Annotated in this window: 16 protein-coding genes; 4 read left to right on the forward strand and 12 right to left on the reverse strand. The window is 66.9% G+C overall.

Going from position 1 to position 14,073, the window contains the following annotated elements; all coding sequences use genetic code 11:
* Nucleotides 1-32 precede the first annotated feature (32 nt).
* From K5H97_RS03255 to K5H97_RS03305, 11 genes are all read right to left on the reverse strand, one after another.
* Nucleotides 33-2,099, reverse strand: a complete 2,067-nt coding sequence (locus tag K5H97_RS03255; protein WP_028691294.1) for a TonB-dependent copper receptor — start codon at nucleotides 2,097-2,099, stop codon at nucleotides 33-35.
* Nucleotides 2,100-2,168: 69 nt separating this feature from the next.
* Complete coding sequence (locus tag K5H97_RS03260; protein WP_028691293.1) at nucleotides 2,169-2,594, reverse strand: DUF2946 domain-containing protein; 426 nt, start codon at nucleotides 2,592-2,594, stop codon at nucleotides 2,169-2,171.
* 25 nt (nucleotides 2,595-2,619) lie between these two features.
* Nucleotides 2,620-3,102 (reverse strand): copper chaperone PCu(A)C, encoded by a 483-nt coding sequence (locus K5H97_RS03265; protein ID WP_028691292.1) that lies wholly within the window; start codon nucleotides 3,100-3,102, stop codon nucleotides 2,620-2,622.
* Between the two features lie 47 nt (nucleotides 3,103-3,149).
* Nucleotides 3,150-3,539 carry a DUF2946 domain-containing protein gene (locus tag K5H97_RS03270; RefSeq protein ID WP_028691291.1) on the reverse strand — a complete coding sequence of 130 codons (390 nt, stop codon included), beginning with the start codon at nucleotides 3,537-3,539 and terminating at the stop codon, nucleotides 3,150-3,152.
* 240 nt (nucleotides 3,540-3,779) lie between these two features.
* A complete protein-coding gene (locus K5H97_RS03275) occupies nucleotides 3,780-4,634 on the reverse strand; it encodes an SPFH domain-containing protein (RefSeq protein ID WP_028691290.1) in 855 nt (284 codons plus the stop codon).
* Between the two features lie 26 nt (nucleotides 4,635-4,660).
* Nucleotides 4,661-5,098 carry an NfeD family protein gene (locus tag K5H97_RS03280; protein WP_028691289.1) on the reverse strand — a complete coding sequence of 146 codons (438 nt, stop codon included), beginning with the start codon at nucleotides 5,096-5,098 and terminating at the stop codon, nucleotides 4,661-4,663.
* Nucleotides 5,099-5,170: 72 nt separating this feature from the next.
* Nucleotides 5,171-5,581, reverse strand: a complete 411-nt coding sequence (gene vapC / locus K5H97_RS03285) for a type II toxin-antitoxin system tRNA(fMet)-specific endonuclease VapC (RefSeq protein ID WP_028691288.1) — start codon at nucleotides 5,579-5,581, stop codon at nucleotides 5,171-5,173.
* Entirely contained in the window at nucleotides 5,581-5,811 is a 231-nt protein-coding gene (gene vapB, locus K5H97_RS03290; protein ID WP_036986184.1) for a type II toxin-antitoxin system VapB family antitoxin, read from the reverse strand. Before vapB ends, vapC begins: the two co-directional genes overlap by 1 nt.
* An 82-nt stretch (nucleotides 5,812-5,893) precedes the next feature.
* On the reverse strand, nucleotides 5,894-6,622 hold the full coding sequence (locus K5H97_RS03295) for a cobalt-precorrin-6A reductase (RefSeq protein ID WP_028691287.1): 729 nt from the start codon (nucleotides 6,620-6,622) through the stop codon (nucleotides 5,894-5,896).
* Nucleotides 6,619-7,713 carry a cobalt-precorrin-5B (C(1))-methyltransferase gene (locus tag K5H97_RS03300; RefSeq protein WP_028691286.1) on the reverse strand — a complete coding sequence of 365 codons (1,095 nt, stop codon included), beginning with the start codon at nucleotides 7,711-7,713 and terminating at the stop codon, nucleotides 6,619-6,621. The genes K5H97_RS03295 and K5H97_RS03300 overlap by 4 nt, the downstream gene beginning before the upstream one ends.
* Nucleotides 7,706-8,917: a bifunctional cobalt-precorrin-7 (C(5))-methyltransferase/cobalt-precorrin-6B (C(15))-methyltransferase gene (locus K5H97_RS03305; RefSeq protein WP_028691285.1), complete on the reverse strand. Its 1,212-nt coding sequence runs from the start codon at nucleotides 8,915-8,917 to the stop codon at nucleotides 7,706-7,708. Before K5H97_RS03305 ends, K5H97_RS03300 begins: the two co-directional genes overlap by 8 nt.
* Nucleotides 8,918-9,084: 167 nt before the next feature.
* On the opposite strand from K5H97_RS03305, the gene cobG reads away from it, so the two are divergent.
* From cobG to cobJ, 4 genes are read left to right on the forward strand one after another with little or no spacing between them, the layout of a single operon-like run.
* Nucleotides 9,085-10,410, forward strand: a complete 1,326-nt coding sequence (cobG, locus tag K5H97_RS03310; protein WP_028691284.1) for a precorrin-3B synthase — start codon at nucleotides 9,085-9,087, stop codon at nucleotides 10,408-10,410.
* Nucleotides 10,403-11,029 (forward strand): precorrin-8X methylmutase, encoded by a 627-nt coding sequence (locus tag K5H97_RS03315; protein WP_011535884.1) that lies wholly within the window; start codon nucleotides 10,403-10,405, stop codon nucleotides 11,027-11,029. Before cobG ends, K5H97_RS03315 begins: the two co-directional genes overlap by 8 nt.
* Nucleotides 11,026-11,760 carry a precorrin-2 C(20)-methyltransferase gene (locus K5H97_RS03320; protein WP_175406169.1) on the forward strand — a complete coding sequence of 245 codons (735 nt, stop codon included), beginning with the start codon at nucleotides 11,026-11,028 and terminating at the stop codon, nucleotides 11,758-11,760. The genes K5H97_RS03315 and K5H97_RS03320 overlap by 4 nt, the downstream gene beginning before the upstream one ends.
* Nucleotides 11,748-13,448, forward strand: a complete 1,701-nt coding sequence (gene cobJ, locus K5H97_RS03325; RefSeq protein ID WP_028691282.1) for a precorrin-3B C(17)-methyltransferase — start codon at nucleotides 11,748-11,750, stop codon at nucleotides 13,446-13,448. The genes K5H97_RS03320 and cobJ overlap by 13 nt, the downstream gene beginning before the upstream one ends.
* 12 nt (nucleotides 13,449-13,460) lie before the next feature.
* Here the strand turns inward: cobJ and K5H97_RS03330 are convergent, their stop codons facing one another.
* Nucleotides 13,461-14,057, reverse strand: a complete 597-nt coding sequence (locus K5H97_RS03330; RefSeq protein WP_028691281.1) for a MarC family protein — start codon at nucleotides 14,055-14,057, stop codon at nucleotides 13,461-13,463.
* Nucleotides 14,058-14,073 lie beyond the last annotated feature (16 nt).

Below are 14,073 nucleotides of genomic sequence, written 5' to 3' on the forward strand. Positions count from 1 at the left end.
GCGCGGTCAGGTCCCGCGCCCGTTTGTTGTTGTCAGAAGCTGAAGTCGACCTTGGTCCAGAAGGTCCTGCCTGGCTCGTTCACCGGGTCCGTGGCGCTGGCCGGGTAGCCGAACCCGGCGTTCCCGGCCAGGTTCAGGTGCTCGGCGTAGGCCTTGTCGAACAGGTTGTCGACGCCCGCGCTGAGCTTGAGGTTGTTGTTGACCTTGTAGGCGCCGTTGAGCGAGAACACGCCGAAGCCTGAGCTTGTGTCGTAATCCTTGCCGACCACGTTGCCCTGGTTTTTGGCAATGCGGTTCTGCTCGGCGACCAGGCGCCACAGGGCACCGACGCTCCAGGTGTCGCGGCTGTAGGTCAGCCCCAGGCGGCTTTCCAGCGGTGGCATCTGTGGCAGGGCCTTGCCGTCGCTGCTGTTCTTGCCCCAGGCGTAGGCCAGGGTGGCGTCGGCCTTCCAGTTCTCGGTCAGTTTGTAGGCCGCGCCCAGTTCGCCGCCCATGATGCGGGCGTCGACGTTCTGCGCCTGGGAGGTGAGCGAGCCCATCATGTTGCGCTGGTAGTCGAACAGGATGTAGTCGCGGACCTGCCCGACATAACCCGAGGCCCAGGCCTCCAGGCGCTCGTCGCGGTACTGGATGCCGAAGTCGAGCTGGGTGGTCTTCTCCGGCTTGATGCCGTCGAAGGCGTTGACCGAGCCGGCCGGGGCGCGCTTGGGCGAGAACAGCTCCCAGTAGTCGGGGAAGCGCTGGGTGTGGCCGAGGCCGATGTAGGTGGTGGCCGGAATCGCCGCCAGGTCGTGCTCGTAGCGCACGAAGCCGCTGGGCAGGGTGTCGGCGCGGGTGTCGCCTTCGGTGGCGCTGCCCTTGCGGAAATCGCGGGCCGAGGCACGGTCCAGGCGGGCGCCGGTGACCAGGCGATCCTCACCGGTCGCATACCAGGTGAGCTCGCCGAAGGCGCCGTAGTTGTGGAAGTCGGCGTCCTTGGTCCAGGGCTGGCCCTTGTGCGCGTTGACGCCCATGCCGCCGCGCTGGCGGTGTTCGTTGGTCTGCGCGTCGATGCCGCTGATCAGTTGCACGTCGGCCCAGCGCCAGGTGGCCTTGATCCGTGCGCCCATGGTACGGCGGTCGACGTTGCTGACCATGGGCATGCCCATCATGCCGGTGCCCGACGGAGTGCGCAGGGTGTAGTTGTCCATCACGTGGTCAGCGTAGTTGTAGTAGACCTGCGCCTCGACCTTGTCGAGCACCTCGCCCAGGTTGGACTTCTCGAAGCGCAGCCCCAGGCTTTCGCGCTTGAACTGCGAACCGTCCATTCCGCGTCCGGCGGAGCGAGCCTCGCCGTCGCCCTTGCCAGCGGTCAGTTCCAGCAAGGTGTCGGCGTCCGGGGTCCAGCCGAGGCTGACGTCGCCGTTCCACTTGTCCCAGCGCGACGGCACGGTGTCGCCGTTGCCGTCCTCGAAGTCGTCCGAGTGCGACTGGTTACCGATGAAGCGCACGTAGCCGAGCTGGTTGCCGGCCGCGGCGTCGAGGACCTTGTCGAAGCGGCCGTTGGAGCCAGCCAGTACGCTGCCGTTGACCCGGCTACCCAACTCGCCGAACTTCTCCGGCTCACGCTCGAAGAGAATGGTGCCAGCGGAGCCGCCCGGCCCCCAGATCACGCTCTGCGGGCCCTTGATCACGGTGAGGCGGTCGTAGGTTTCCGGCGAGATGTACGAGGTTGGCGCGTCCATGCGGCCCGGGCAGGCGCCGAGCATCATGCCGCCGTTGGTGAGGATGTTCAGGCGCGAACCGAACATGCCGCGCAGCACCGGGTCGCCATTGGTGCCGCCAGCGCGGATCACCGAGAACCCGGGGATGGTCTTGAGGTAGTCACCGCCGTCGCTGGCCGGCACGGGCTGGCGCGGATCCTTGGGGTTGGTGACCACGGTCAGCGGCGAGCTCGGGGCGATGGCGGTGATCACCGTCGGGCTCAGTTCGGCCGTATCGTGGATGTGGCCTTCGTGGCCGGTTTCGGCGGCAAGGGCCAGTGGCGCGAGCAGCGAGCCGCAGAGCACGGCGATGGTGCCGCGCAGGGAAAGGGCAAAAACAGGGGTGCAGCCGGACATAATGATTCCAGTCGATCAGTCATGAGTCAGCGCGAAGCCTCCTGGCTTCGGGCGTTTAGCGTGTGGTGTTCAGGCGACGATCGATCGGGGCGGTGCGCGGCTGCGGGCGCCGGGGAATACAGCCTGCCGGGCATGGCCCTGGCGCGTGGCGACGGTGAGGTGGGTGGGTGGGGTGACGCTGCCCGCGCTGAGCGGGCTGAGGCTTTGGGGCAGGGCGGGGCAGTTGAACAGCAGGCTGCAGTAGCCACACTTCTCCCACATCACATGCAACTGGCCATCGTTGCCGTGGCCGTGGTGCTCGTCGTGACCGTGCGCCATCGGCATGCTCATGTCCATGGGCATGGACATGCCGGCGTGGTGCTCCATTGGCATCGACTGGGAAACCAGCGGGCCGATGAAGATCATCCACATGGCGAACAGGCTCAGCCAGCCGCCACCGACGCGCCTGCGATCAGGGCGGGTAGTGCGGACGGAGCTGTAGCGCGGCAGGCTCATGGCGAGCGCCAGTCAGTCGATCAGGTCAGTGCGCGTGCTCGTGCGCGGCCTGCTCGGCCGGTGGCTGCTTCTGCACGGCGACTTCGACGGTGATGTCACCGGCCTTCTCGAAGTGCAGGGTCAGCGGGAAGCGCTTGCCGTCGGTCAGCAGGCTGCGATCCTTGGGCTGCATGATCATCACGTGGTAGGCGCTGGGGGCGAAGGTCAGGTCCTTGCCGGCGGGCACCACCACGCTTTGCACCTGTTGCATCTTCATGGCGCCGGCGGCGCTCATCGCATGCTCGTGCAGCTGGGCGTCGGCGCTGATCGGCGTGTCCGCCGAGAGCAGACGGTCGTCGGTCTTGCCGTTGTTGTGCACGACGAAATAGGCCGCGACGTTGGGCGCGTTCGGCGGCAGCTCCAGCGACCAGGGGTGGGCGATGTGCAGGTCGCCTTTGCTGTACTCGTGGGCGTTGGCGTAGGCACCGGGCAGCAGCAGGGCGGCCAGGACAAGGGCTTGCTTGAGCATGGGTGAGTCTCCGATCTGTTGAGGTTCAGGCGGACAGCGTAGTGAACTCAGGCCGGAGGAGAGGCACGGGGATTGAGCGCGGGCCATAGCTGGCGCGGCGTGGGTTGGTAGTCAGCGAGTTGCGGCGAGTGCCCCGCTGGCAGCACGGGCGGGTTGTGCAACTGCGGCGTATAGCTGGGCAGGGCCAGCAAGGGCGCGGCACCCAGGCAGCACCAGCAGTTCATCATGCTGGCGCTGTCGTCGCTTTGCGGACCGAGGTCGATCTTGGCCAGGGCCTGGACATCGACCTTGGCCTTGTTGGCCATGCTGGAACAGAAAGCCCCCCACAGCAGCTGTTCGGCCGGGCCCTTGGGCGCGGCAGAAGACAGCGGCATGGCCAGCAGGTTGAACAGCACTGCGAAGCAGGCTATCCAGGCGATGTGCCGACGTGGGGGCATGGAGAGATCCGGTCAGGAATCGTGATGGCTATTGTACGGCGGAGTATAGGTAAAAAAGCTGGGGTGCGGTGAAGTGCCGCACCAGGGGCTGCTGCGCAGCCCATCGCGACACAAGGCCGCTCCCACAGGAGGATACGTTTCCCTGTGGGAGCAACTGTCTTGCTCACATGCTAAAAGCTGGCGCAATTACTGTGGGAGCGGCCTCGTGTCGCGAAAGGGGCGCAAAGCGCCCCGGCGTTATCAGACCTTGCCACGCCCCAGCAGTCCACGCACGGTTTCCTGCAGGTCAGCCGGCAGCACCACCACTTTCGAATTGTCGCTGCTCGCCAGGTTCTCCATCGCGCCAATGTAACGCTCACCCAGCAGGTACATGGCCGGCACGGTCTCGCTGCCCACCGCTTCCTTGACCAGGGTGATCGCCCGCGCCGATGCCTCGGCCAGGTTGACCTGGGCCTCGGCATCCAGCTTGGCCGCCTGCAGGCGCGCCTCGGCTTCGAGGATGGCAGCCTGCTTGTTGCCTTCGGCGCGGGTCACGTCGGCTTTACGCTCACGCTCGGCAGCCGCCTGGCGTTCCATGGCGGTCTGCATGCTCGGCGAGGGCTTGATGTCCTGGATCTCCACCGAGCGCACGGTCACGCCCCAGTCTTCGGTCTGCTCGGACATCGCCTCGCGCAGGCGCGCCTTGATCTGCTCGCGGCTGGACAGCGCTTCGTCCAGGTCCATGGCGCCGACGATGGCGCGCAGCGAGGTCATGGTCAGGCTGGTGACGGCGAACGAGAAGTTCTGTACGCCGTACGAGGCCTTCTGCGGGTCGACCACCTTGGCAAAGCACAGGGCGTTGGCGACGATCACCGCGTTGTCCTTGGTGATGATCTCCTGCTGCTGCACGTCGAGGATGATGTCCTTGGTCGGCAGGCGGTAGGCGACTACGTCCATGTACGGGATGACGATGTTCAGGCCCGGCTTGAGGGTGCTGTGGTAGCGGCCCAGGCGTTCGACGATCCACTCCTCGCCCTGAGGCACGATGCGCACTCCCTTGAACACGGTGATGAGAACGAATGCGGCGAGGGTGCCGACGACGATGAGGCTGGTCATGGTGCGAACTTCCTTTTAGTGCGGATTCAGGCCCGGGTGACCCGGGCGGTGTTGCCTTCGATGGCGGCCAGGCGCACGCGCTCGCCGGCGGGGATGTCGCTGTCGGCGACGCAGGTCCATTCCTCGTTGCCGAGGATCGGTTTCTGGAAGCGCACCCGGCCTTTCTGGAACTGCGACACGTTGGCGGTCAGCAGGCCGACCTCGCCGATCACGCTCTCGGCGGTCCAGCGCACGTCTGGCTTCTTGCGGCGGAACACCTTGAACCAGAGCACGGTGGTGATCGATGAGAACACCACCCACAGCAGGCCCTGCATATCGAGTTGCAGGCTGGGCGCGAGCAGCGAGACGAGCGACACCAGCACGGCGCCGATGCCGAACCAGAGGATGAAGAAGGTGGGGAGTACCAGTTCCAGCAGGATCAGGGCCACGCCGAAGACGAGCCAGATCCACCATTGCATTTCCATATGGGAGGAGCCTTCCAGAAGGGGAGAGGTGATTTTACGGCAGGATCAAGGCACAGGGCTATCTCGCGACCGTCAGCGTGGATGTGTCACCCAATCTTCCACACGCAGCCCCGGAACACGCTGGAACTCGCGCAGGTTGTTGGTCACCAGCGTGAGGCCGCGCGCGCGGGCGTGGCCGGCAATCATTCTGTCGTAGGGGCCGATGGGCGTGCCGGCCTTGGCCAGTTCCGCACGTAGCTGCGCGGTGTGAGCTGCGCCCTGAATGTCGTAGTCAAGCACATCGAGCCGTGCGGCGAACCCCTCGACAATGGCCAGATTACGCTCCGGCGCGGCGGACTTTTCCGCACCGTAGATCAACTCCATCAGGGTTACCGTGCTGATGGCCAACTGGCCGTGGTGCCGATTGAATGCCTCGCGCACCACTTGTGGCTTGTTCTTGATGGTGAAAATGCAGATGTTGGTATCGAGCATGTACCTGAGCATCAGAATCCTTCGCGCTCCTGGTCGGCTGGCTGTTCCCTGCTCGCCATGAAGTCCGAACTCACATCGTCACCCTCGAACCAGCTGTCCCAGCTTTCGCCGGCAGGCGAGATGATACGGGAACGGCCCACCGCGACGATGTCCACTCGGGTGACGTCTTCTGGAAGGGCGAGGGCTTTTGGCATGCGGATAGCCTGGCTGCGGTTGCTTTTGAAGACTGCACCTTGCTCCATGATGGGCCTCCTTGAAAGCGCAAATGTATGTCCGGAGTTTAATTCCAGGAGTGGATATGTCAATGGGATATACGTAGCATCATCAGGCCTTGAACAGGCCGAGTGCCTCTAGCAGCGACCCTGCATCGTGAAATGCCCGATCCACTTCCGGCAGCACCGGCCGCTCGAGCACCAGTACTGGAATCCCGCGCTCCCGCGCCACTTCCAGCTTCGGCTCGGTGGCCGTGCTGCCGCTGTTCTTGCTCACCAGCACGTCGATCTGCCGACGTTCGAACAGGGCACGTTCATCGTCGATGAGGAACGGCCCGCGCGCACCGATCACTTCGCAGCGGTCATTGCCGGGGCACGCCTCGAGGGCGCGCAGGGTCCAGAACTGGTGTGGCGGGATTTCGTCCAGGTGTTGCAGGGGCTCTCGACCCAGGGTGAACAAGGGGCGTTCGAATGGGGCCAGCGCCGCGATCAGCCCGGCCCAGTCCTCGACTTCGCGCCAGTCATCACCGGGCTGCGCCTGCCATGCCGGACGGCGCAGGGCCCAGCAGGGAATGCCGGCGCAGTGTGCGGCGAGGGCGGCGTTGCGGCTGATCTGCGCGGCATAGGGATGGGTGGCGTCGATCAGCAGGTCGATGCCTTCGGCGCGCATGTACTCGGCCAGGCCTTCGGCGCCGCCATAGCCGCCGACTCGCACCTGGCAGGCCAGGTCCTGGGGAATGCGGCCGATGCCGGCGAGGCTGTAGACATGTTGCGGACCCAACTGGCGGGCGATGGCCAGGGCTTCGGTGACGCCGCCGAGGAGCAGGATGCGCCCGTTCATGCCACACCCGCCTTGCCGACGATGCCACCCTGGCGGTCGATGGCGAACACTTCCACCTGCACCTGGGCCGGCACCACGCTGCGGGCGAAGACCAGGGCGTGGCGGCACACCTCGTCACCCAGGGCGATGCCGGAGGCATGCGCCAGGGCGAGGGCCTGCTGGCTGGTGTTGGCGGCGACGATCGCCTGTTGCAGGGCCTGGTCCGCGCCAATGGCCGCCGCCCAGCCCGCCAGTTGCGGCAGGTCGATGCTCGAATGACGGCTGTGCAGGTCCATGTGCCCGGCGGCCAGCTTGCTGATCTTGCCGAAGCCGCCGCACAGCGTGAGGCGCGGCACGGGTACCTTGCGCAGGTGCTTGAGCACGGCACCGACGAAGTCGCCCATCTCGATCAGGGCGATCTCCGGCAGGTTGTAGACCCGGCGCATGGTGTCTTCGCTGGCGTTGCCGGTGCAGGCGGCGATATGGGTGTAGCCGTTGGTGTGGGCGACGTCGATGCCCTGGTGGATCGAGGCGATGTAGGCCGAGCAGGAGAACGGCCGGACGATGCCGCTGGTGCCCAGGATCGACAGCCCGCCGAGGATGCCCAGGCGTGGGTTCATGGTCTTGAGGGCCAGCTGTTCGCCGCCCTGCACGTTGACCGTCACCTCGAAACCGCCGTGGTAGCCGCAATCGCCCGCCAGTTGCAGCAGATGGTCGCTGATCATCTTGCGTGGCACCGGATTGATGGCCGGTTCACCGACTGCCAGCACCAGCCCCGGGCGAGTCACGGTCCCCACGCCCGCGCCCGCGACGAAGCGAACGCCAGGTTCGGCGCACAAGCGCACCTGGCTGAAGAGCAGGGCGCCGTGGGTGACATCGGGGTCGTCGCCGGCATCCTTCAGGGTGCCGGCCTCGGCCAGGTCGCCCTTGAGGTGGCAGAACTCCAGGCGCATCTGCACCACCTTGCCCTTGGGCAGGGTGATCTCCACCGCGTCGTGCCGTTGCCCGGTCAGCAGCAGGCGCGCCGCCGCCAGGCTGGTGGCGGTGGCGCAACTGCCAGTGGTCAGGCCGCTGCGCAGTGGCGCGGGCTGTTCACGGGTTTCTTCACGCATCGAGAGGCTTCACCACGTCGAGCAGGGAGATCGGCAGGGCCTGGCGCCAGGTGTCGAAACTGCCCAGTGGCTGGGTATGGGCGATATGGATGCGGGTCAGCTCGCCGCCGTGCTGCTCGCGGAACTGCGCCAGGGCGACCTCGCTTTGCAGCGTGACGGCGTTGGCAACCAGGCGTCCGCCCGGCAGCAAGCGCTCCCAGCACAGGTCGAGCACGCCTTCGCGGGTGACGCCGCCGCCGATGAAGATCGCGTCGGGACGTTCCAGCCCGGCCAGCGCTTCGGGGGCCTTGCCGCGGATCAGTTGCAGGCCGGGCACGCCGAGGGTGTCGCGGTTGTGTTCGATGTAGCCCTGGCGGCCTTCGTCGGCCTCGATCGCAAGTGTGCGGCAGCTGGGATGGGCGCGCATCCACTCGATGCCGATGGAACCGCAGCCAGCGCCCACGTCCCACAGCAGTTCGCCGGGTTGCGGGGCGAGGCGGGCCAGGGTGATAGCGCGCACATCGCGCTTGGTCAACTGGCCGTCGTGACGGAAGGCGCCGTCGGGCAGGCCGGCTACTCTAGGCAGACGTGGGGTGTCGGGTGAGGCCTGGCATTCGATGGCGACCAGGTTGAGCGTGGCGATGTCGCCGTGCGGCCAGTCGTCGGCGGTGCCGCACAGCCTGCGCTCCTGTGGGCCGCCGAGGTGTTCGAACACCTGGAGACGGCTGGGGCCGAAGCCATGGTCGCGCAGTTGCGCGGCGATGGATGCCGGGCTGCTTTCGTCGTTGCTCAGCACCAGCAGGCGCATGCCACTGTGCAGATGGGCATTGAGCGCGGTCAGCGGGCGGGCGACCACCGAGACCACCTGTACCTCCTGCAACGGCCAGCCCAGGCGGGCGGCGGCCAGGGCACAGGAGGAGGGCATCGACAGCACCTGCAGTTCGTCGGCGGGCAGCTGGCGCGCCAGGCTGGCGCCGACACCGTAGAACATCGGGTCGCCGCTGGCCAGTACGCATACCGGCTCGCCGCGCAGGGCCAGGACCGGGGCCAGGGAGAAGGGGGTGGGCCAGTGCAATTGCTCGGCGGTCACGCAGCGGGGCAGCAGCGCCAACTGGCGTGGGGCACCGATGATTCGCGTGGCTGACAGCAGAGCGCGCCGGGCCTGTTTGCCCAGGCCGCTGAAGCCGTCTTCGCCGATGCCTATTACTGTCAGCCAGGGGGCCATCTGTTCCTCGTACCAATCATTGATCACGGGGCAAGCCCGCTCCCACGAGGGGGCGTGGGAGCGGGCTTGCCCCGCGATTCGTCTAAGCGTTCGACCACCGGTTTTTCATGCCGCCGGACAAAGCAGGCATAATACCGCGCCTTCTACACTGAAGCGCACTTTCACGATTGCCGGATACCCCCTTGACGCAGCCCCCGTCCTCCGAAGTTTCGCCCCGTCCCTCGGCCTGCCCGGGGTTGTGGCGCATCGTTGCTGCGCGCGACGGTGGCATTTGCCGGATCAAGCTACCGGGCGGCCTGCTGCTGGCCGACCAGGCCGATGCCGTGGCCGACGCCGCCGAGCGCTTCGCCGGCGGGGTGATCGAGGCGACCAACCGAGCCAACTTGCAGATCCGTGGCATTGGCCAGGATCACGGTGGGCTGGTCGAGCATCTGCTGGCCGCCGGGCTCGGCCCGCGTGACGCGGCGGGCGATGATGTACGCAACCTCATGCTCAGCCCACTGGCCGGCCTCGATCCGGCCATGCTGTTCGACACCCGACCATTGGCCGGGCAGATCCTCGAGCTGCTGGAAAGCACACCCCGGTTTCACAAGCTGTCGGCCAAGTTCGCCGTGCAGCTCGATGGTGGCGAAGCGCTTGCGATGCTCGAACACGCCCATGATCTGTGGCTGTCGGCGATGCAGCGTGAAGGACGCATCTGGTTGCGGTTCGGCCTCGCAAGCAGCCTGTCGAATGGCCTGGCGCTGGGCGCGGTACCGGTGGAGCAGGGACTGGCGTTGGTGCGGGCAGTGCTGGAGCGCTTCCTTGACCTGGCGACACCTGAGCAGTCTCGCATGCGTCAATTGCTGCAGGTGTGCCCGGTGGAGCACTTCCTTGAAGGGCTGCCCCTCCAGATCGACACCACATTGATGGCCTGGCAGCGCTCGGCGACGACCAGCCCCTGGCTGGGCGTGCTGCTCCAGCGCCAGGGCGTGGCCTTGGGCGCCGCGCCGCCTCTCGGTCGTCTGATGCCCGCTATGTTGCGCAGTGCCGCGCGCATCGCCCGGCAATTGGGCGATGGCAGCTTACGCCTGACGCCTTGGCAGAGCCTGGTGCTGACCTCCCTCGAACCGACCGAGCTGGAAAACGCACGCGCGCAACTGACGGCATCCGGCATGATCTGCGACAACGAACATCCCCTGGCGCGGGTCGTCGCCTGCACCGGCTCCAGCGGTTGCGCCAAGGCCCAGGCCGACACCAAGGCCGATGCCATTGCCCTGGCCGCACTGCTGCACCACGGCGCCCCGGGAAGCGTGCACCTGTCCGCCTGTCCACGTTCCTGCGCCATGGCCCATGTGGCCCCGGCCACCCTGCTGGCCCGCGCCCCGGGCCGCTATGACCTTTACTTGCGCGACGCGCGCTTGCCGGGTTTCGGCAGGCTGCGCGGCGCCGACCTCACCCCAGAAGAAGCAGGCGCCATGCTCGACCTGCCGACGGAGCACCTTGATGATTGACTACATCCGCGATGGTCAGGAGATCTATCGCAATTCCTTCCGGATCATCCGCGAGGAAGCCCGGCTCGAGCGGATCCCCGCCGATCTCGAAAAGCTCGCCGTGCGCGTGATCCATGCCTGCGGCATGGTCGAGGCCATCGATGGCCTGCAGTTTTCCGAAGGTGCCGGTACCGCCGGCCGCGAGGCCCTGGCCAAGGGCGCGCCGATCCTCTGTGACGCGCACATGGTCGCCGAAGGCATCACCCGCGCCCGGCTGCCAGCGAACAACCCGGTGATCTGCACCCTGCGCGACCCGAGCGTGCCGGACCTGGCCAAGGCCGAAGGCAACACCCGCTCGGCGGTGGCCCTGGAACTGTGGCGCCCGCACCTGGAAGGCAGCGTGGTGGTGATCGGCAATGCACCGACCGCATTATTCTACCTGCTGGAAATGCTCGATGCCGGCGCGCCGAAACCGGCGCTGATCCTCGGCTTCCCGGTCGGCTTTGTCGGCGCCGCCGAATCCAAGGCGATGCTCGCCGCCGACAGCCGTGGCGTGCCGTTCGTGATCATGCAGGGCCGCCTGGGCGGCAGCGCGATGGCTGCCGCCGCGGTCAACGCCCTGGCCACGGAGGTGGAATGATGCACGCACGCGGACGACTGCTGGGCCTGGGCGTGGGCCCGGGCGATCCCGAACTGATCACGGTCAAGGCTCTGCGCCTGCTGCGCGAGGCCCCCGTGGTGGCGTACTTCGTGGCCAAGGGCAAGCGCGGCAATGCCTTCGGTATCATCGAGGCGCACCTGCAAGCTGAACAGATCCTGCTTCCCCTGGTATACCCGGTGACCACCGAGGCGCTGCCCGCGCCGCTCTCCTACGAGCAGGTGATCAGCGACTTCTACGACGAAGCCAGTCTGCAGGTTGCCGCGCACCTGGATGCCGGCCGCGATGTGGCGGTGATCTGCGAAGGGGACCCGTTCTTCTACGGCTCCTACATGTACCTGCACGATCGCCTGGCATCGCGCTACGAGGCCCAGGTGATTCCGGGCGTCTGCTCGATGCTCGGTGGCGCCTCGGTACTCGGTGCGCCGCTGGTGTATCGCAACCAGACCCTCACCGTGCTCTCCGGTGTGCTGCCCCATGAAGAGCTCAAACAGCGCCTGGCCGCTGCCGACGCGGCAGTGATCATGAAGCTGGGGCGCAACTTCCCCAAAGTGCGCCAGGTGCTCGGCGAGCTGGGCCTGGATAGCCGTGCGCTGTACGTGGAGCGGGCGACCATGGCCAACCAGAAGATCGTCGCGCTGGATGAAGTCGACCCGCAGTCCTCGCCGTATTTCTCGCTGATCATCGTGCCGGGTGAGAAATGGCAGGGATGATCAAGGCACCGGCAATCGTCATTCTCGGCCCGGGCAGTTTGGCTACCGCGCAGCGAATCCAGCAGCGTTATCCACAGGCCGTGATCCATGGCCTGCAAGGGCGTGTGGAGGGTGCCGACCAATACTACGCAGTCTTCGGCGACACCCTGCGCGATCTGTATCAGCAAGACACGCCGATCATCGCCTTGTGCGCGGCGGGTATTGTCATTCGCACCCTGGCGCCGCTGTTGAGCGAAAAAGGCGTCGAGCCGCCGGTGCTGGCCGTGGCCGAGGACGGCAGCGCCGTGGTGCCGCTGCTCGGTGGCCTGGGCGGGGTCAATGTCATGGCCCGCGAAATCGGCGAGGCGCTGGGTGTCAGCGCGGCGATCACCACCAGTGGCGAGCTGCGCTTCGGCACTTGCCTGCTCAACCCGCCCGAGGGCTACGCACTGGCGGACCTGGAGCAGGGCAAGCGTTTCGTCTCCGACCTGCTGGCGGGCGAAACCGTGCGTGTCGAAGGCGACGCGCCGTGGCTCGAGCACGCGCAGTTGCCTGCAGGTGACGATGCGCGGCGCACCATCCATGTGGGGAGCGCACTGCGTCCGGCCAGCCGTGATGAACTGCTGATCCATGCGCGTTGCGTGGTGGTGGCGGTCACAGCCGGCAGCGCTGACCTGGCGCAACAGGTGCGGGAGGGACTGCTGCGAGCGAATATCGCCGAGCCCGCGTTGGCCTGCCTGCTGGCGAGCGAAGCCGAGATGGCGGAGCCGACCCTGCACGAGGCTGCCCGGGCGCTGAACGTCGCCCTGCGCTTCGCCCCGGCCGCCGAGAGCCTGGAGCGGATGCTGGCTGATGCATTGCCGCAAGCGCGTGTGGGTTCGTCCATGGGGCTCGCCCACGCCGTTGCCGCGGCACCGGTCGACATCGACCGCGTTGGCCGTCGCCGGGGGCGCCTGGCCGTGATCGGCCTGGGCCCTGGTGCCGCCGAGCTGATGGTGCCGGCGGTCAAGGCGGAGCTGGCGCGGGCGCAGGATGTGCTCGGCTACGAAACCTACGTGCGCATGGCCGGCCCCTTCCGCGACGATCAAGTGCTGCACTGCACCGACAACCGCGAAGAGATGCAGCGCGCCCGCCATGCCTTCGAGCTGGCGGCCCAGGGCCGTTCGGTGGTGGTGGTATCGTCCGGTGATCCGGGCGTATTCGCCATGGCCGCCGCAGTGCTCGAAGCGTTGCACGAGTCCAGCGACCCGGCCTGGCAGCGCGTCGAGTTGCAGATCCTGCCCGGCGTCTCGGCCTCGCTGGCCACCGCCGCGCAAGCGGGGGCACCGCTGGGGCACGATTTCTGCGTGATGTCGCTGTCGGACAACCTCAAGCCCTGGTCGATCATCGAAAAACGCCTCGACCTGGCCGCCCAGGCGGATCTGGTGCTGGCGTTCTACAACCCGATCTCCAAGGCCCGGCCTCATCAGTTGGGCGTGGCGCTGGAAGTGGTACGTCGCCATCGCGACGCAGGCACCCCCGTGGTGCTGGGCCGTGATATCGGCCGGCCGGGGCAGGCGCTGCGGGTGGTGACCCTGGGCGAGCTGCTGCCGGAGATGGTCGATATGCGCACCCTGGTGCTGGTCGGCTCCTCGACCACCTGCACCTTCCCCCGTGCCGATGGCGGCCAGTGGGTGTACACGCCGCGCTGGTACCCCGCCAAGCCTTGAGCGAAGCCGGGGTCAGGGCAGCAGGTAGCCCTTGATCCCGGTGAAGATGATCTGCGCCGCCAGGGCGCAGACGAACAGTCCCATCAGGCGGCTGACGATCTGCAGGCCCTGGTCGCCGAGCAGCCGCTCGATACGGTGCGAGAGGTACAGCACCAGGCCGACGGTGAAGCTGGCCAGGGCGATGCTGACGATGGCCAGCAGCTTGTCGTCCCAGTGCGGCTGGCCCACCCCCATCACCAGCAGTGCACCGATGGTGCCCGGGCCGACGGTGAGCGGAATGGTCAGCGGCACGATGGTCACGTCCTGCTGCACGTTGTCAGTCTGCACAGCCGACTTGCCCTGGGCCATGCCCAGCGCCGAGATGAACAGCACCGAGCCCGCGCCGATGCGGAAGGCGTCGGCGGTGATGCCGAATACCCCGAAGATCACCCGCCCGAACAAGTACAGCAGCACGCTGGCGACCAGCGTGGCAATGGCCACCCGCCAGGCCAGTTGCTTGCGTTCCTTGCTGGAGTGGCCGCGGGTCAGGCCGATGAAACATGAGAGCACGAAGAACGGGCTGTAGAGCACGAGCATCTTCAGGTAGACGCTGAACAACTCATGGAGCATGGGGGCGGGTCCGCGA

The sequence above is a fragment of the Pseudomonas mosselii genome, assembly GCF_019823065.1.
GTDB classification, from domain to species: domain Bacteria; phylum Pseudomonadota; class Gammaproteobacteria; order Pseudomonadales; family Pseudomonadaceae; genus Aquipseudomonas; species Aquipseudomonas mosselii.